Origin of the sequence: Streptomyces purpurogeneiscleroticus, from assembly GCF_020024005.1 — a bacterium.
Lineage (GTDB): Bacteria > Actinomycetota > Actinomycetes > Streptomycetales > Streptomycetaceae > Streptomyces > Streptomyces purpurogeneiscleroticus.
On record NZ_NHSG01000386.1, the window covers coordinates 38374 to 52115 of the forward strand.

The following is a 13742-nucleotide window of genomic DNA, read 5'->3' on the forward strand; positions in this document are numbered from 1 at the left end:
TCTCCATCGGTCCTTGTCGCTGGGACAGGCGGTCCTTGTCGCGGGGTCAGGCGGCGGCGATCAGCAGCGCCGTGTTCTGGCCGCCGAAGCCGAAGGAATTGCTCAGGGCCACGTCCACCGGGCCCTGCCGCGCCGCCTTGTACACCAGGTCCACGTCCACCACCGGGTCCGGCGTGGTCAGGTTGGCCGTCGGCGGGATGACGCCCCGCTGCACGGTGAGCGCGGCGTAGGCGGCCTCGATGGCCCCGGCGGCGCCCAGCGGGTGTCCCGTCACGCCCTTGGTCGAGCTGACCGCGGTACCGGCGCCGAGCACCTCCCGGATCACGGCGGACTCGACGGCGTCGTTGCGCGGCGTCGAGGTGCCGTGCGCGTTGACGTACGCCACGTCTGCACCGGTCAGCCCCGCGTCCTTCAGCGCCGCGCGCACCGCGAGCTTGGCGCCGAGGCCGTCCGGGTGGGGCTGGGTGACGTGATGGGCGTCCGCCGAGGCGCCGTACCCGACGACCTTGGCGATCGGCTGCGCCCCGCGGCTGCGGGCGTGCTCCTCCGACTCCATGACGAAGATCCCCGCCCCCTCGCCCAGTACGAAGCCGTCCCGGTCCACATCGAAGGGGCGCGAGGCGGACTGCGGGTCGTCCACGCGCCGGGACAGGGCCCGCATCCTGGCGAACGCCGAGGCGTACAGCGGTGTCACCGGGGCCTCGGCACCGCCCGCGACGACGATGTCCGCGACACCCGTACGCAGCATGTCGCGCGCCATGCCGATCGCCGACGCCCCGGAGGCGCAGGCCGAACAGGGGGCGAGGCAGGGGCCGTTGGCCTTCAGCTCGATGGCGACCTGGCCGGCCGCCATGTTGAGCAGGCCCATCGGCAGGGTCAGCGGGGAGACGTCGTCGGGCCCCTCGGCGAGCAGCACGGCGTGCTGCTCCTCCAGCGTGGCGGTGCCGCCGGCGCCGGACCCGACGACGACGGCCACCCGTGCGCTGTCGGGCCAGTCCCCTGCCGTGAACCCGGCCTGGGCGAGCGCCTCGTACGCGGCCACCACGGCGAACTGGGTGTAGCGGTCCCACTGGCGGGCCCCGCGCATCCCGTTCAGCGCGGTCCCGAAGTCCGGGACCTGGCAGGCCATGGGGACGGGGAGCCCCGCCAGGCCGGGGGCGTGGGCCGCGGTGGGCCGGCCCGCAACGACGCGCTCCCAGTTGTCCGGCACGCTCACACCGGCCGGAGTCACCAGGCCGATGCCGGTGATCGCCGCCGCGAAGCCCGTCATGCGACGGTCAGCCCCTTCGCCTCCAGGGCCTCGACGACCTCGCCGACGGCGGACAGCTCCGCCATCTCCTCGTCGTCGATGTCGGCGCCGAGGCGCTTGCGCAGCGCCGTCACGAGCTCGATCTGGGAGAGCGAGTCCAGGCCGAGGTCGTCGAACGTCGCCTCGGCGGTAATGGCGTCACGGTCGAGCCCGAAGCGGGTGACGATCACATCGGCGACGGCATCGAAAAGCGCACTCATCAATTTCTCCTCTTACTTTTCTTGTCTTTTTCGCAGCGCTGACCGGGAATTTCCTTCGAGGGTCAGACCACTTCTTCCACCCGAAGTTCCGGCCAGGTGAGCACGGTGGAACCCCACGACAGTCCGGCGCCGAACGCGGACAGCAGGACCCGGTTTCCCGGGACCAGCCGGCCGTTCACCGCGGCGTCGAGGAGAAGCAGCGGAACAGAAGCGGCCAGCGTGTTGCCGACCCGGCCGATGTTGACGGCGACGCGTTCTTCGGGGAGTTCGAGTTCCTCGGCCACGGCCCGCACGATGCGGACATTGGCCTGGTGCCCGGCGAAGACGTCGACGTCCCGGACGGACCAGCCGACGCGGTCGAGCACGGCACGCGACGAGGCCGCCATGCGCTCGACGGCCTGGACGTACAGGGGGCGGCCCTCCATGTGGAGGTACCAGTCCTCGGTGGGCACCGGCCCGGCGACCGGCCCTCCTGTGGCGGAGCGCTGCCGCGAGCCGCCCGCGGGAATGGCCAGGAGATCGGCGAGGGAGCCGTCGCTGCCGAGGTCGAACGGGCCCACCGCGCCCGGCTCGTCCGGGGTGCCCCGGCGCAGCACCACCGCGCCCGCCCCGTCGCCGAAGATCGGCGCGGTGGCGCGGTCCTCGGGGTTGACCATCGTGGTGAACGCCTCGGCCCCGATGAACAGCACGGAGTCGGCCACACCGGAGGCGATGTGGCCGACGGCCGAGGCGAGTCCGTAGAGGAATCCGCTGCACGCGGACGTCAGGTCGTAGGCCGGTACCGTGCCCAGGCCCAGCTCGTGGGCGACCTCGGGCGCGACGGCCGGGCAGAGCCGGTCGGCCGAGGTGGTCGCCACCACGACCGCGTCGACGGCGTCGCGCCCCGCCGACTTCAGCGCGCGGGCGCCGGCCGCGACGGCCAGGTCCCGCGTCGACTGCCCCTTGGCGACCATGCGCCGCTCGCTGATGCCCGTACGGGTCTCGATCCATTCGTGCGTCGAGTCGAGCGTCCGGCACAGGTCGTCGTTGGTCACGACATCCGCGGGCAGCGCACCGCCCAGACCGGAGATTACGGCGGCCATCAGAACATCCCCCTTCCTCGGCGATTCCGAACCCCGCACCCGGAATTCGCACATTGCCTTGAAGTACCTCGCACAGAACCTTCCACGCCGCGCCTGACCACCGCAATTGACCTTTGGTACACCCCACTCACCCCCCGGTTTTCTCTTGAGCACCCATCACTTCGGAAAATATGGTGCGGGAATGAATTCGCTATTGCTGGAGCTGGGCCGGGCCCTTCCCGCAGGCCGTTTCCTTTCCGATCCGGACGTGCTGTCCTCCTACGCCCACGACGAGGCCGAGCGCGCCCCGTTCGCCGTCCCCGGCGCGGTGGTGCGGCCGCGCAGCACCACCGAAGTGGCGACCGTCGTCGCCTTCTGCGCCGAGCACGGCATCCCCGTCATCGGGCGCGGCGCCGGCACCGGGCTCTCCGGCGGTGCCAACGCGGTCCCGGGCTGTGTGGTGGTGTCGTTCGAGGCAATGAACGCGATCGTGCGCATCGATCCGGAAGAGCGCCTCGCCGTGGTGCAACCGGGCGTGGTCAACGAGGAGTTGCGGCAGGCCGCCGCCCGCCACGGCCTGTGGTACCCACCGGACCCCGCGAGCGCCCCCTGGTCCACGATCGGCGGCAACGTCTCGACCAACGCCGGCGGGGTGTGCTGTGTGAAGTACGGCGTGACGCGGGACTACGTCCTCGGCCTGGAGGCCGTCATGGGGCGCGGCGATGTCGTCCGCCTCGGCCGCCGCACCGCCAAAGGCGTCGCCGGATACGACCTGACCGGGCTGATGGTGGGCTCCGAGGGCACGCTGGGCCTGGTCACCGAGGTGACACTGCGGCTGCGCGGAGCACGGGCGGCGGAACGCACCGTCGTCGGCGCGTTCGACGGTCTCGCGGCGGCGGGCCGCGCGGTCGCCGAGGTGACCGCATCCGGGGTGGTCCCCAGCGCCCTCGAACTGGTCGACCGGCACTGCCTGCGGGCCGTCGACGACTGGAAGCACATGGGCCTCACCGAGAGCGGCGACGTCCTGCTGCTCGCCCGGTGCGACGCGCCGGGGCCGGCCGGTGACGAGGAGGCCGAGCGAGTGCTGTCCTGCTTCGAGAAGGGCGGCGCCACCTGGAGCGCCCGCTCCACGGACGAGGCCGAGGCGGACGCCCTGTTCGCCGCGCGGCGGCTCGCCTACCCGGCGCTGGAGCGGCTGGGCGCGGTGCTGACCGAGGACGTCTGCGTGCCCCGGATGCTGGTACCCGAGATGCTGGGGCGCATCGAGGACGTGGCGGCCGCACACGACGTCACCATCGCCACCCTGGCCCACGCGGGCGACGGCAATCTGCACCCGATGACCGTGGTGCCGCCGGGCGACGACGACGCGCGGGCCCGCGGCCACGCGGCACTGGAACGCGTCGTCGACGAGGCCCTGTCCCTCGGCGGCACGGTCACCGGCGAACACGGTGTGGGCCTGCTGAAAAAGCGGGGCCTGGAGGCGGAGTTGGGCCATGAGGTACTCGCCCTGCACCGCGCGGTGAAGCGGGCCCTCGACCCGGCCGGGATCTTCAACCCGGGCAAGGTGTTCACGTAACCGGGCGGACGACCACGACGGCGGAAATCCCGCGGGCCGACCATAACCCGGCCGGCCCGCGGCGGTCACCTGGTCACGCGTGGCGTAGGGGACGCCCTCCTGAAGACCCAAGGGCAATGATGATGCATCGCGCGCTGCCGTGCGAGGGCGACCTGAGACGGGCGGAGGAACGCGCGGTCATTCGCCCAGGCCTGAAGAACCGCCCAAGGAAATCGAAAGCAGTCGTGCTGCCATCGAGCAGACCGAGACCGACCGTGTCATGGCGGCAGCGGCGTTGGAAGAACGGCGTCGGCAGCACGTCGAGGTCACGAGGCAACTGGCTGTCGCCCGGCGAACGCCGGACAGGTTCGTGTTCATCAGCGAAACGGTGGTGGTCGCTTTCCTCGGTTTCAAACGAGGTCTGCCAAGAGTGCGGGACGCGCACAATTTCCCCGAGTCCGTTCTATCGGATGATGCGGACACCCAGCCTCTCGAGCAAGGCGGAACACACGGCGCACGGATCCGTGACCTCGCCGTGCTCAGGATTACCCGACTCTCTGACCTTCCGAGAGGTAATAGCTGATCCCGCGAAATGCGGAGTAGCTTGAGAAAGCGTCACCGCATGGTCATTGCCGCCGGCTCCACTGAGCTGCCAGAGCTGGTCGGAAATCAGAGCGGACTCTGCGCATCGGCCCGTGAAGGATTCACGTGGCCCCTCCGGCAGCTCCTGCACAAAATCCCAGATTGCCGGATGCAGATTCGGGCGGCCCTCACCGGTGATGCTGGTGTGACTCAGCACCTTCCCCTGTACCAACAGCGACGATGCGACAGCGGGCAGCCGGTCAGACAAAGTAGTCCTCCACGTCCGGTGTATCCGCATTGGTGATGAATCGCGCGAACGCGTCCTGGTCGTCCTCCCCCAAGAAGTACCCTCCCGTGTGATGAAGAAGGAACCAGCGGCCTGTTTCATCCACGAGAAGGATGCCGTATTCCGAAGATTCGAAGCCTACGGGGAAGAGCTTCTTTCCAAGACCTGACGCCATCTCTGCGATCTCACCGGCATCGCCGTCATATCCACCCGTTGGATCCATCTCGAACGCAGAATCCGAGGCCCTTGGATGAGCCAACTTCAGCCCTCCATAAGCGCGGATCACGCGAACGGCAGCGTCCACAGCCTCCAGAGGGTAACCCTGCGCCGATGCGTCCTGAAGTCTCACAGACACAAGAGCGTCAGCTTCGTCCCCGATGTCACGGCCGGAATACCAGCCCTGCTGGCGCAGCCAGTCATGCACTTGCGGCGGCTGTGCGGTGGAGGTCATCAGGGCGATTCCCTTTCTGTGGTGCACGGTCAAGAGTGTGGCTGGATACCGAGTTGAGGGAGCACATGCTTGCACGTGTCGCACGGCGGGAGATAGTCACCGTGCCGACCCCGCACCTCGCCGGTCCTCTTGATGACAAAATCTCCGATGCGTCTGGTGTGCATGACACCCCCGTCCAGTACCCGACGGGCGTCACCGATTGTACGGATCTGCGTGCCGGTCGGATCCAGCTGCGCCAACCGGTCACTGATCAGTGAAATCTCAGCGCACTTCCCGTGCCCGCTTCCCTTCTTGTCGATGACGCCCGCCTTGGCGTCATCGTCGATCTGCTTCAGGATGTCCGCCAGGACCTTGTGCGTGTGCGGAAGGCCCTGTCCGTGCATCTTGGTGGTGCTGCTGTGCGCCGTAACCACGTTGTCGTGCAGGAAAGAGCCTGCACAGCCGGTCTTGAGATGATTCTGCCCAGGAGGCGCCTCACCCGGGGGTAGCCCGCGAGCCTCATCTGCCAACGTCGCCGCTTCATGCTCCAGAACGGAGAGTTGCTCCTCCGGCGTCAGGTGCGACACATCCAGCGCAGGATGGCGGTAATGGCGCATCTGATCGGCGCTTTGTCCGTGCCAGTCGGGCTGCGGCTCCAGCGGAGCGCCTTCCGGTCCGTTGCCGGCGTCATTCGCGACAGGGTGTGCGGGGCCATTGCCCCCTCCCTGATCAGCATGAACGCCGTCGCCGGACGATACGTCGTCGGAATGGCTCGCAAACGGATCGTGATGGCTCTCGGAGGCACGGTGAGCACCGTCATCAGGATGACGCCCCGAGGCTCCATGGTTCTCCCCCAGTCGCTCAGTGTCGCTGGGACCACTTGGACCATCGCTGTGACCGCCGCCAGTGCCGGGACCCTCGTTGTGACCGCTGATGCCTCCGCCGGGTGTGTTGTCGCCAAGGCGGAGGCTGGTTGCATCCTCGCTCACCCGACCGACATCACCGAGGCCATTGCTCGGGCTGTCGCCTACGCGAATGTGATGGCCTGCGTTGTCGACCGCATGCACGCCCGCGCCAACCAGGGCGGGCTGCTTGACCGGGGCCTCAACCCGCGGAGCGTCCGCTCCGGTGTGGGGATTGGCGGTCGGGGAGCCTTCCTTGGGCGCGTCGTCGATGTGTTGGAGCACTTTGCCGTGTTCGTCAAGGAGGTTGCCCTGGCCGTCGAAGTAGCGGGCCGGCTTTCCGGGATCGACGGGCACCGGGGTGGCATTCTCGGGCAGCGCCGGGACATCGTCGGGCAGCTTGACGTTGCCGCCCGGCAGTTTGGTGGCCCCATCGGGGAGCGTCGCGCCCTCGGGGAGGTGGACGGTGCCGTCGGGCAGGTGGACCGTACCCTCCGGAAGTTTCAGTGCGTCCGCCGGCAGGCCCGAGATGTCGACCTTGCCGATGCCCTTCAGGCTCTTTGCGATGTCCCCGACCTTCGACAGGCCCGCCCCGGCGGCCTTCCCCACATAGGTCATCGGATCGATGACCTTGCCGGCCTTGCCTGCCACAGACAGGGCCTTGGCCACCGACCCGGCCTTCCCGGCCCCGGCTGCCGCTCCGCCCGCCCCGCCGGTGAGGACCGTCGTGAGCGCGTTGAAGGTGACCGCACCCGCGGCGCGGCCGGGGTTCTTGCCCCACTCGTCCCAGGCCACCAGCGCCTTGCCGGTCTCCTTCATCGCGGTACGCGAATCCCGCAGCCAGGAAGGCAGCTTGTCGTCCGGGAGGACCATGAAGGCTGCCGCCCCGGGACCGCCGAGCGTCAGAATGGCCAGACCAGTGCCGAGCTGCGCCAAGCCCTTCCACGCCTGCCCCATGGCCTCCCAGCCGTCGCAGCCGACGAGCGTGCCCAGGCCCTTGATGGTGCCCCAGATCCCGTCGACGATCAGGCCGTCCCACACGAAGGACTTCACCCAGTGGCCGACGTCGTACCAGTGGTGCTTCTGCTCCACCGGGTCGCCCCAGGGGAGTTTGGCGTTCTTCATGTCCTCGGCGGCAAACCCGTACTGATGGGCCTTCTTGCTGCCGTCGCCGGCGACCATCTTCGGGCCGTTCCACAACGCGACGATCTTGTTGTAACAGGTCCGCTCCGCCGCCCAGAACGCCGCGACCGTGGCGGTGATGTCATCCCGGATCCGATTGTGTTCGGCGGTCAGCTCAGCGTCGTAATCCGCGTCGTCATCGTCCCTGTGGTCCCGGATGAAGTCCCGCGCCTTGGTCTTCAGCTCCGCCAGCTTCGGGACCAGCGGCCGGATCTCATCGGCGTAGTCCGACAGCGCCGAGGCAACGGTCTCCAGGTCGTCGGCGAAACCGTCCGCCCGGTCCTGCACTGGCTTGGTGGTGGCGAAGAGTTGCTCGGCCTCGGGGGCCTTGTAGTAAGCGGACAGGCCCTGGAAGTGGGAGTGGACGTCCGCGCCAGCGGAACGGATGTTCCCGGCGTCCTTCTTCAGTGCCGCGTGGTCCTTCTCCAACTGCTCCAGGTCGCCGGTGTACTGCGGAATCTCCTCCGGCTTGAGCTTGATCTCCACCTGACTTACCCCCCGCTTCCGCGCAACACGGCGCAGCCCCGCACCGGCGACCACGGATCCGTGTGCCGCGTCCCGCAGACGTGCTGATGCACGACAGCCCGACCGGTCACGTCGGCCACACATGCAACACGGCTAAGTTGCCATATTCACTCACGGATGTCCTTGCCGGCAAACGCCGTCAGTGTGCTGTCTTCCGCACGGCGTTGCCAAGGCTCGTCACCATGTCGTCCGCCTACCAAGCAGCTTCACGAAGCGGGCTCGCCCCACTTTCCCTCCAGGGTGTCCGCGTGGCCGGTTGTCGTGCGCGATGACCTGGTGCTGGGCGCAACGATCTGGTGGGGGCGCACGCCAGGCGCTAGCCTCCGGGAGGGGCGCAGGGGGCGCTCGTTACGGGGAGGGGTTCATGAGAATCACCCTGTCGGTCGGCAGTGACAGCGGTGCGTGTGGGGATCTGCGGCGCTGGCTGTTACGCGATCCCGAACTGCGCAGCCGTACCGCCGGGCCGTCCGGGGCCGTACCGCCGGCCGGCACGATGGGTGCGGCGGGCGAGCTGATCTCCGTACTCCTCGCTCCCGGCGGGCTGACGGCCGCCCTGGCGGCAGCCGTCGTGGCCTGGCTGCAGCACCGTCGCGGCAACCAGACGGTCACGATCACGCGCCCCGACGGCACCCAGGTCACCGTCACGTCCGAGCGGGTGCGCGGGCTGACCGCGGAGGGTTCGGGCGATCTCGCCCGGCAGATCGCCGAGGCGCTCCAGGACCCGGCAGCGGCGCTTCAGGACCCCGGAGCGCCCCAGCAGCCGGAGCCGGCGGCCGGGAACGGTCCGCGGCAGGAGCAGGGCTGAGCCGTGGAACAGCCGGGAACGTGGGGGCTGTCCGGTGCCGGCTGCCGTGCGGTGGTGGTCGGCACCGGGCGGCATCCGGAGGGGGCCCTGCTGTCGGACCTGCCGGGCGCGCGCCGCTCGGCGGCCGACCTCGCCGCCGCGCTGCACACCGCGTGCGGCATGGCCGAGGAGCACATCGCGCTGCTGACCGATCCCGAGGGTCCGACCGAGGTGCTGGCCGCCGTCGAGCGGGCGGTCGACGAGGCGGCGGACGGCGTCGTCGTCTTCTGCTTCGTCGGGCACGGCCTCCTCGGCCCCGGCGACCAGCTGTACCTGGCGACCGCGGCGAGCACGTCGGCGGACAGCACCGTGCACGCCGTCCCGTACGCGGAGATCAGGAACCTGCTGAGCGCGGCCCCCGTCCGCCCGGTGGTGATCCTCGACTGCTGCTTCTCCGGGCTCGCCGAAGCTGCATCGCGGGGGCAGCACCGGGACCCGTACGCCTCGGCCCGGCCCGCCGGCAGCTTCCTGCTGACCTCTGCCTCCCACTACGCCGTGTCCTTCGCCCCGGAGGGGCAGCGGCACACCCTGTTCAGCGGTGCGCTGCTGCGGCTGCTGACCGAGGGGGACGCGGCGGGCCCGAGCCGCTTCACCCTCGCCGACGTCTACCGGCACCTGGACCGGCACTTCCAGCACGGTCCCGCCCGGCCGCACGCCGACAGTGTGGGGCGCATGGGGGACTTCGTCCTCGCGCCCAACCCGCGGTACGTCGCGGCGCCCGACGTCCCGCCGCCCGAGCCGGTGCATGACGGCACGCCCTGCCCGTATCCCGGTATGCGGCCCTTCCTGCCCGAGGAGCGCCATCTGTTCTTCGGCCGGGACGAGCTGACGCGGGCGCTGCTGGAGCGGGTGACCGACACCGCGGCGCCGGGGCCCGTGGTGGTGGTGGGCCCGTCGGGTGCGGGCAAATCGTCCCTGCTGCGCGCCGGGCTGGCCGCCGCGGACGGGGTGGGGCCGGTGCTGCTGGTGCCGGCGCCGGGGCCGACGCCGTTCCGTGAGCTGGTGACCTGCTGGGCGGGGGCGGTGGGCCGGCCGTTCGGGGAGGTGGCGGACGCGCTGGGAGCGGGCCGGTTCCCCGGTCCGGCGGACGGCGGCCGCGCCCCCGGCGTGCTGGTGGTCGACCAGCTGGAGGAGCTCTTCACGCAGTGCAGGGACGCGGAGGAGCGGGAGCTCTTCGTCCGTGCGGTGACCGCCCCCACGGACACGGGGCCCGGCCCCCGTGTCGTACTGGGCCTGCGCGCCGACTACTACGGGCACTGCCTGCGGGATCCCCGGCTGTCCCGGGCCGTGCGGACCGGCCAGTTCACCATCCCGCCGATGACCGACGAGGAGCTGCGCCGGGCCGTCACCGGGCCCGCCGAGCACGCCGGGCTGCGGCTGGAGGACGGGCTCGCGGACCTGCTGCTGCGGGAGGTCCGCGAGGAGCACCGAGGCAGCGGCGACACCATCGCCCTGCCGTTCCTCGCCCACGCCCTCCAGGAGACCTGGGCCAGGCGCCGGGACGGCCGGCTGACCATCTCCGGGTACCACGCCACCGGCGGCATCCGGGGCTCGGTCGCCCAGACCGCCGAGACCCTCCTCGCCGCACTCGAACCGGCCGGACAGCAGGCGCTGCGTACGGTGTTGCTGCGGCTGGTGCACCTGGTGGGCGACGGCGGGAAGGCGGTACGCCGCCGGGTCAGGACCGACGACCTCGTCGCGGCTTCCGACGAGCACGGCAGGCAGCGCAATACGGCGCTGCTCGACCGCCTCGTCGAGGCCCGGCTCGTCGTGGTCGACGACAACTGGGCCCAGCTGTGCCACGACTCGCTCCTGTACGGCTGGCCCGCGCTGCGCACCTGGATCACCGAAAACCTCGAAGTCCTGCTGACCCACCGCAGTCTGGCGGAGGCGGCCGACGCCTGGGACGCGGCGGGCCGGCTCCCGAGCGGTCTGTACACCGGCAAGCACCTGACGGCCGTCGAGCACCGGATCGACGGCGGCGGCCAGGTGCTCGAACTGCGCCAGGTGGAACGGGACTTCCTCGCCGCCGGACGGACGGCACAACGCCGCAGCAGGTTCCGGCTACGGGCGGGCATCTCGCTGCTGGTCGTACTGGCGCTGGTGCTCGGCATCGCGGTCGTGCGGGGTGACCGGGCCGCGAAGGACGCGGCGCACAAGGAGGCCGTGGAGATCGCGCAGGAGATCGCCGCCCGCGCCGACGACATCCGCGACCAGGACCCGGTCACCGCGCTCCGGCTCAGCCTGGCGGCCTACCGGCTCTCCCCCACCCCGGAGGCCCGGTCCGCGCTGTACTCCTCGTACGTCACCCGTACGCCCGAGATACTCCAGGCGGCCTCCCGGCCCGTGCTGAAGCTGGCGTTCGCGCCCGACGGGCGGAGCCTGGCGGCGGCCCTCCGGCTGGAGCGGGACGGCAAGCGGAAGAAGCCCGCCCAGCTGGTGCTGTGGCGGCTCGGGTCCGGTGCCGCCGCCCAGCGTCCGGCGGCTGTTATCCCGATGAGGAGCGACGAAGGCAACCCGGTCCTGGCCTACCACCCGAGCAAGCCGGTCCTCGCGGTGCAGACCGCCGACCGGCTCACCGTATGGGACGTCTCGGACCTGCGGCACCCGGAGCGGCTGGCCGAGCGCCGGACCGCGTCCCGTGTCACGTTCTCCCTGGCGTTCAGCCACGACGGGCGCACCCTGGCAGCGGGCAGGGACGACGGGCGGCTCGCGCTGTGGGACATGACCGACCCGTCGGCACCCGACCTGCGGTGGGAAAAGGAGGCTGCGGAGCAACAGGTGATCTCCGTGGCCTTCAGCCACGACAGCCGGTACCTCGCCGCGGGAAACGGCATTCCGGAAGGCGCTCCGGAAGGAACGGAAGAAGCGGGGAAGGACGGCGCGGGGAAGGACGGGTCGGCGCAGGTCCGGTTGTGGGACGTCCGTGATCCCGCGCGGCCGGCACTGCGGGACACCGCCGGCGCCCGCTCCATCATGGCGGTCGCCTTCCACCCGCAACGCAACATGATCGCCGCCACGGGCGCCGACGGACTGTACGCATGGACCGTCGGCCGGGACGGGAAACTCACGGCCGCCAAGCGCGGTCTGTACGGCACCACTTGGGGCACCGAGGCCCCGTCCCTGGCCTTCCGGCCGGACGGCAAGGTCCTCGCGGCGGCCAACACCGCCGCCTCGGGGTCGGTGGAGCAGCGGAAGACCGGGACCGCGATGAACGACCTGTTCGACAGCTCGGCGGCGCTCGGGAGGCTGCCGGCCGCCCAGCCGGTGCAGTCCGTCGCCTGGAGCCCGGACGGGAAGGTGCTCGCCGCCGGGGACTTCCGCGGTGAGATCCGACTGTGGCGCGACGGCTTCCCGGCCCCCGTGCTCCAGGGCAGACAGGTCGCCGGGGAGCCGGAACGCCCTTCGTTCAGCGACGACGGAAAGCTGGCGCTCACCCGCGAGCGCACGAAGGGTTACGAGTCCCGGACTACGGTCTGGGACCTGAGCAACCCGGCAGCACCCCGGCGGCGGTTCACTCCCCCGGAGCAGTGGGGAGCCCAGTACTTCCTCCACAAGCGTCCGCACCCTGTCCTGCTCACCCACCGCTTCCGGAACGGCGATGACTTCAACACCTACCGTCTGTGGGAGTTCGCCTCCGGTCCGGACGCGCCGCCGGTACCGGGGAAGGAGATCCGGTTCGACGAGGGCGATGTGCTGTCCAGCCCCAGTCCCAACGGCCGGCTGCTCGCTCTCGGCGGGACCAGGGGCACGGTCGAGCTCTGGGACGTCGACGACATCCGGCACCCGCACCGGCGCGGTGTCCTGCGTGTGCCGCTGGTCGCGTTGAACGGGTTCCTGTGGTGGCTGGACGACCGGACGATCGGCGTGCAGGAGAAGGACGACCTGCGGCTGTGGGACGTCAGCGACCCCGCCCGGCCGAAGAAGGGCGCCCGCTTCCGCGACGCCACCCTCCAGGGCGGCGGCTCCGCCTACATCCGCTCCGCACGCATGCTGCTGACCGAGGAGCCGGGGGCCAACCTCCGGCTGTGGGACCTGTCCGACATGCGGCACCCGGTCCGCGGCGAGCTGCTGCCGGCCGCACCCAACGGCTACTTCCGGCTGCGCAAGGGCGAGTTGGCCACAGTCCTGACGAGCGGTCAGGTACTGGTGTGGGACGTCTCGGACCCGAAGAACATCCGCCGCATGGACAGCCTGCGCCTGGAAAAGGACGTCCGGGCGCTGGCCACCAGCCCGGACGGTGCGTGGGTGATGACCAGCACGCCGTACCGCCTCTGGACGGCCCGCAGCAGCGGCCGCTGGGAGACCCCGGCCTTCACCGCCCTGCCGTTCGCCGAGGACGCCGCCTTCTTCCCGGACGAACGCCCCTACCTCACCGTCGTACCCGACGGCGCGGAAGGCGACGACGACCATACCTTCGTGCTCCCGCTCGATCCGGGCCGCGCCTACGACCGCCTGTGCCGCCTACACCCGTCGAACCTCACAAAAACCCAATGGCGCGACCTCTTCCCCCATCTCTCCTACCGCCCCTCCTGCGACTGACCGCACCGCCCGGCCGGCTCGCGGACGCGACGATAGACCGAGGTGAGCAGCTGATCCTTGGCGGGGCCGCGGACGGCCCACCGCAGGTGCCACTCATCCGGCGACAACACGGTGAACGTGCCTTCGTAACGGTCAGCGGCGCACTGATGCACGGCCGTCCAGCGGCCGCGGCGCAGATCCAGCAGGTGAAAGGGGCGGCCGTCCGCGAATGACACCTCCGCGGTGCCGTCCGGGAGCGCCAGCATCCGCAGGGTCCTGCCGGCGTCCCCCGTCACGCCGCCCCACTCCACCACGCCCTTCTCCACATGCAGCCACCCCTCGCTC

Annotated in this window: 10 protein-coding genes; 3 read left to right on the forward strand and 7 right to left on the reverse strand. The window is 70.6% G+C overall.

Annotated elements, in window-relative coordinates:
* Window positions 1-46: 46 nt before the first annotated feature.
* The 3 genes from CCS38_RS28175 to CCS38_RS28185 all read right to left on the reverse strand — a co-directional run bounded on the left by CCS38_RS28175 (window position 47) and on the right by CCS38_RS28185 (window position 2591).
* Complete coding sequence (locus CCS38_RS28175; RefSeq protein ID WP_223736149.1) at window positions 47-1270, reverse strand: beta-ketoacyl-[acyl-carrier-protein] synthase family protein; 1224 nt, start codon at window positions 1268-1270, stop codon at window positions 47-49.
* The gene (locus CCS38_RS28180; RefSeq protein ID WP_223736150.1) at window positions 1267-1509 is read right to left on the reverse strand and encodes an acyl carrier protein; all 243 of its coding nucleotides are present in this window, start codon (window positions 1507-1509) and stop codon (window positions 1267-1269) included. Before CCS38_RS28180 ends, CCS38_RS28175 begins: the two co-directional genes overlap by 4 nt.
* Window positions 1510-1571: 62 nt before the next feature.
* Window positions 1572-2591, reverse strand: a complete 1020-nt coding sequence (locus tag CCS38_RS28185; protein ID WP_223736151.1) for a beta-ketoacyl-ACP synthase III — start codon at window positions 2589-2591, stop codon at window positions 1572-1574.
* Between the two features lie 181 nt (window positions 2592-2772).
* On the opposite strand from CCS38_RS28185, the gene CCS38_RS28190 reads away from it, so the two are divergent.
* Window positions 2773-4146, forward strand: coding sequence for an FAD-binding oxidoreductase (locus tag CCS38_RS28190; protein ID WP_223736152.1), 1374 nt, complete (start codon window positions 2773-2775; stop codon window positions 4144-4146).
* 442 nt (window positions 4147-4588) lie between these two features.
* On the opposite strand, the gene CCS38_RS28195 is transcribed toward CCS38_RS28190, so the two are convergent.
* From CCS38_RS28195 to CCS38_RS28205, 3 genes are read right to left on the reverse strand one after another with little or no spacing between them, the layout of a single operon-like run.
* A complete protein-coding gene (locus CCS38_RS28195; protein ID WP_223736153.1) occupies window positions 4589-5005 on the reverse strand; it encodes a YwqJ-related putative deaminase in 417 nt (138 codons plus the stop codon).
* On the reverse strand, window positions 4968-5444 hold the full coding sequence (locus CCS38_RS28200) for an SUKH-3 domain-containing protein (protein WP_223736154.1): 477 nt from the start codon (window positions 5442-5444) through the stop codon (window positions 4968-4970). The genes CCS38_RS28195 and CCS38_RS28200 overlap by 38 nt, the downstream gene beginning before the upstream one ends.
* Window positions 5445-5473: 29 nt before the next feature.
* Window positions 5474-7993, reverse strand: coding sequence for a YwqJ-related putative deaminase (locus CCS38_RS28205; RefSeq protein ID WP_223736155.1), 2520 nt, complete (start codon window positions 7991-7993; stop codon window positions 5474-5476).
* A gap of 403 nt (window positions 7994-8396) precedes the next feature.
* On the opposite strand from CCS38_RS28205, the gene CCS38_RS28210 reads away from it, so the two are divergent.
* Both CCS38_RS28210 and CCS38_RS28215 read left to right on the forward strand, forming a co-directional pair.
* The gene (locus tag CCS38_RS28210) at window positions 8397-8837 is read left to right on the forward strand and encodes an effector-associated constant component EACC1 (protein WP_223736156.1); all 441 of its coding nucleotides are present in this window, start codon (window positions 8397-8399) and stop codon (window positions 8835-8837) included.
* 3 nt (window positions 8838-8840) lie between these two features.
* Complete coding sequence (locus tag CCS38_RS28215) at window positions 8841-13418, forward strand: caspase, EACC1-associated type (protein WP_223736157.1); 4578 nt, start codon at window positions 8841-8843, stop codon at window positions 13416-13418.
* On the opposite strand, the gene CCS38_RS28220 is transcribed toward CCS38_RS28215, so the two are convergent.
* A partial coding sequence (locus CCS38_RS28220) for a DUF6314 family protein (RefSeq protein WP_223736158.1) occupies window positions 13397-13742 on the reverse strand: 346 nt, incomplete at its 5' end. The two genes, CCS38_RS28215 and CCS38_RS28220, sit on opposite strands and share 22 nt — an antisense overlap.

Bases quoted from the DNA above. Each gene is read 5' to 3' on its own strand.
- CCS38_RS28175 (WP_223736149.1), bottom strand. From the start codon at position 1,270: ATGACGGGCTTCGCGGCGGCGATCACCGGCATCGGCCTGGTGACTCCG.
- CCS38_RS28180 (WP_223736150.1), bottom strand. From the start codon at position 1,509: ATGAGTGCGCTTTTCGATGCCGTCGCCGATGTGATCGTCACCCGCTTC.
- CCS38_RS28185 (WP_223736151.1), bottom strand. From the start codon at position 2,591: ATGGCCGCCGTAATCTCCGGTCTGGGCGGTGCGCTGCCCGCGGATGTC.
- CCS38_RS28190 (WP_223736152.1), top strand. From the start codon at position 2,773: ATGAATTCGCTATTGCTGGAGCTGGGCCGGGCCCTTCCCGCAGGCCGT.
- CCS38_RS28195 (WP_223736153.1), bottom strand. From the start codon at position 5,005: ATGCGGATACACCGGACGTGGAGGACTACTTTGTCTGACCGGCTGCCC.
- CCS38_RS28200 (WP_223736154.1), bottom strand. From the start codon at position 5,444: ATGACCTCCACCGCACAGCCGCCGCAAGTGCATGACTGGCTGCGCCAG.
- CCS38_RS28210 (WP_223736156.1), top strand. From the start codon at position 8,397: ATGAGAATCACCCTGTCGGTCGGCAGTGACAGCGGTGCGTGTGGGGAT.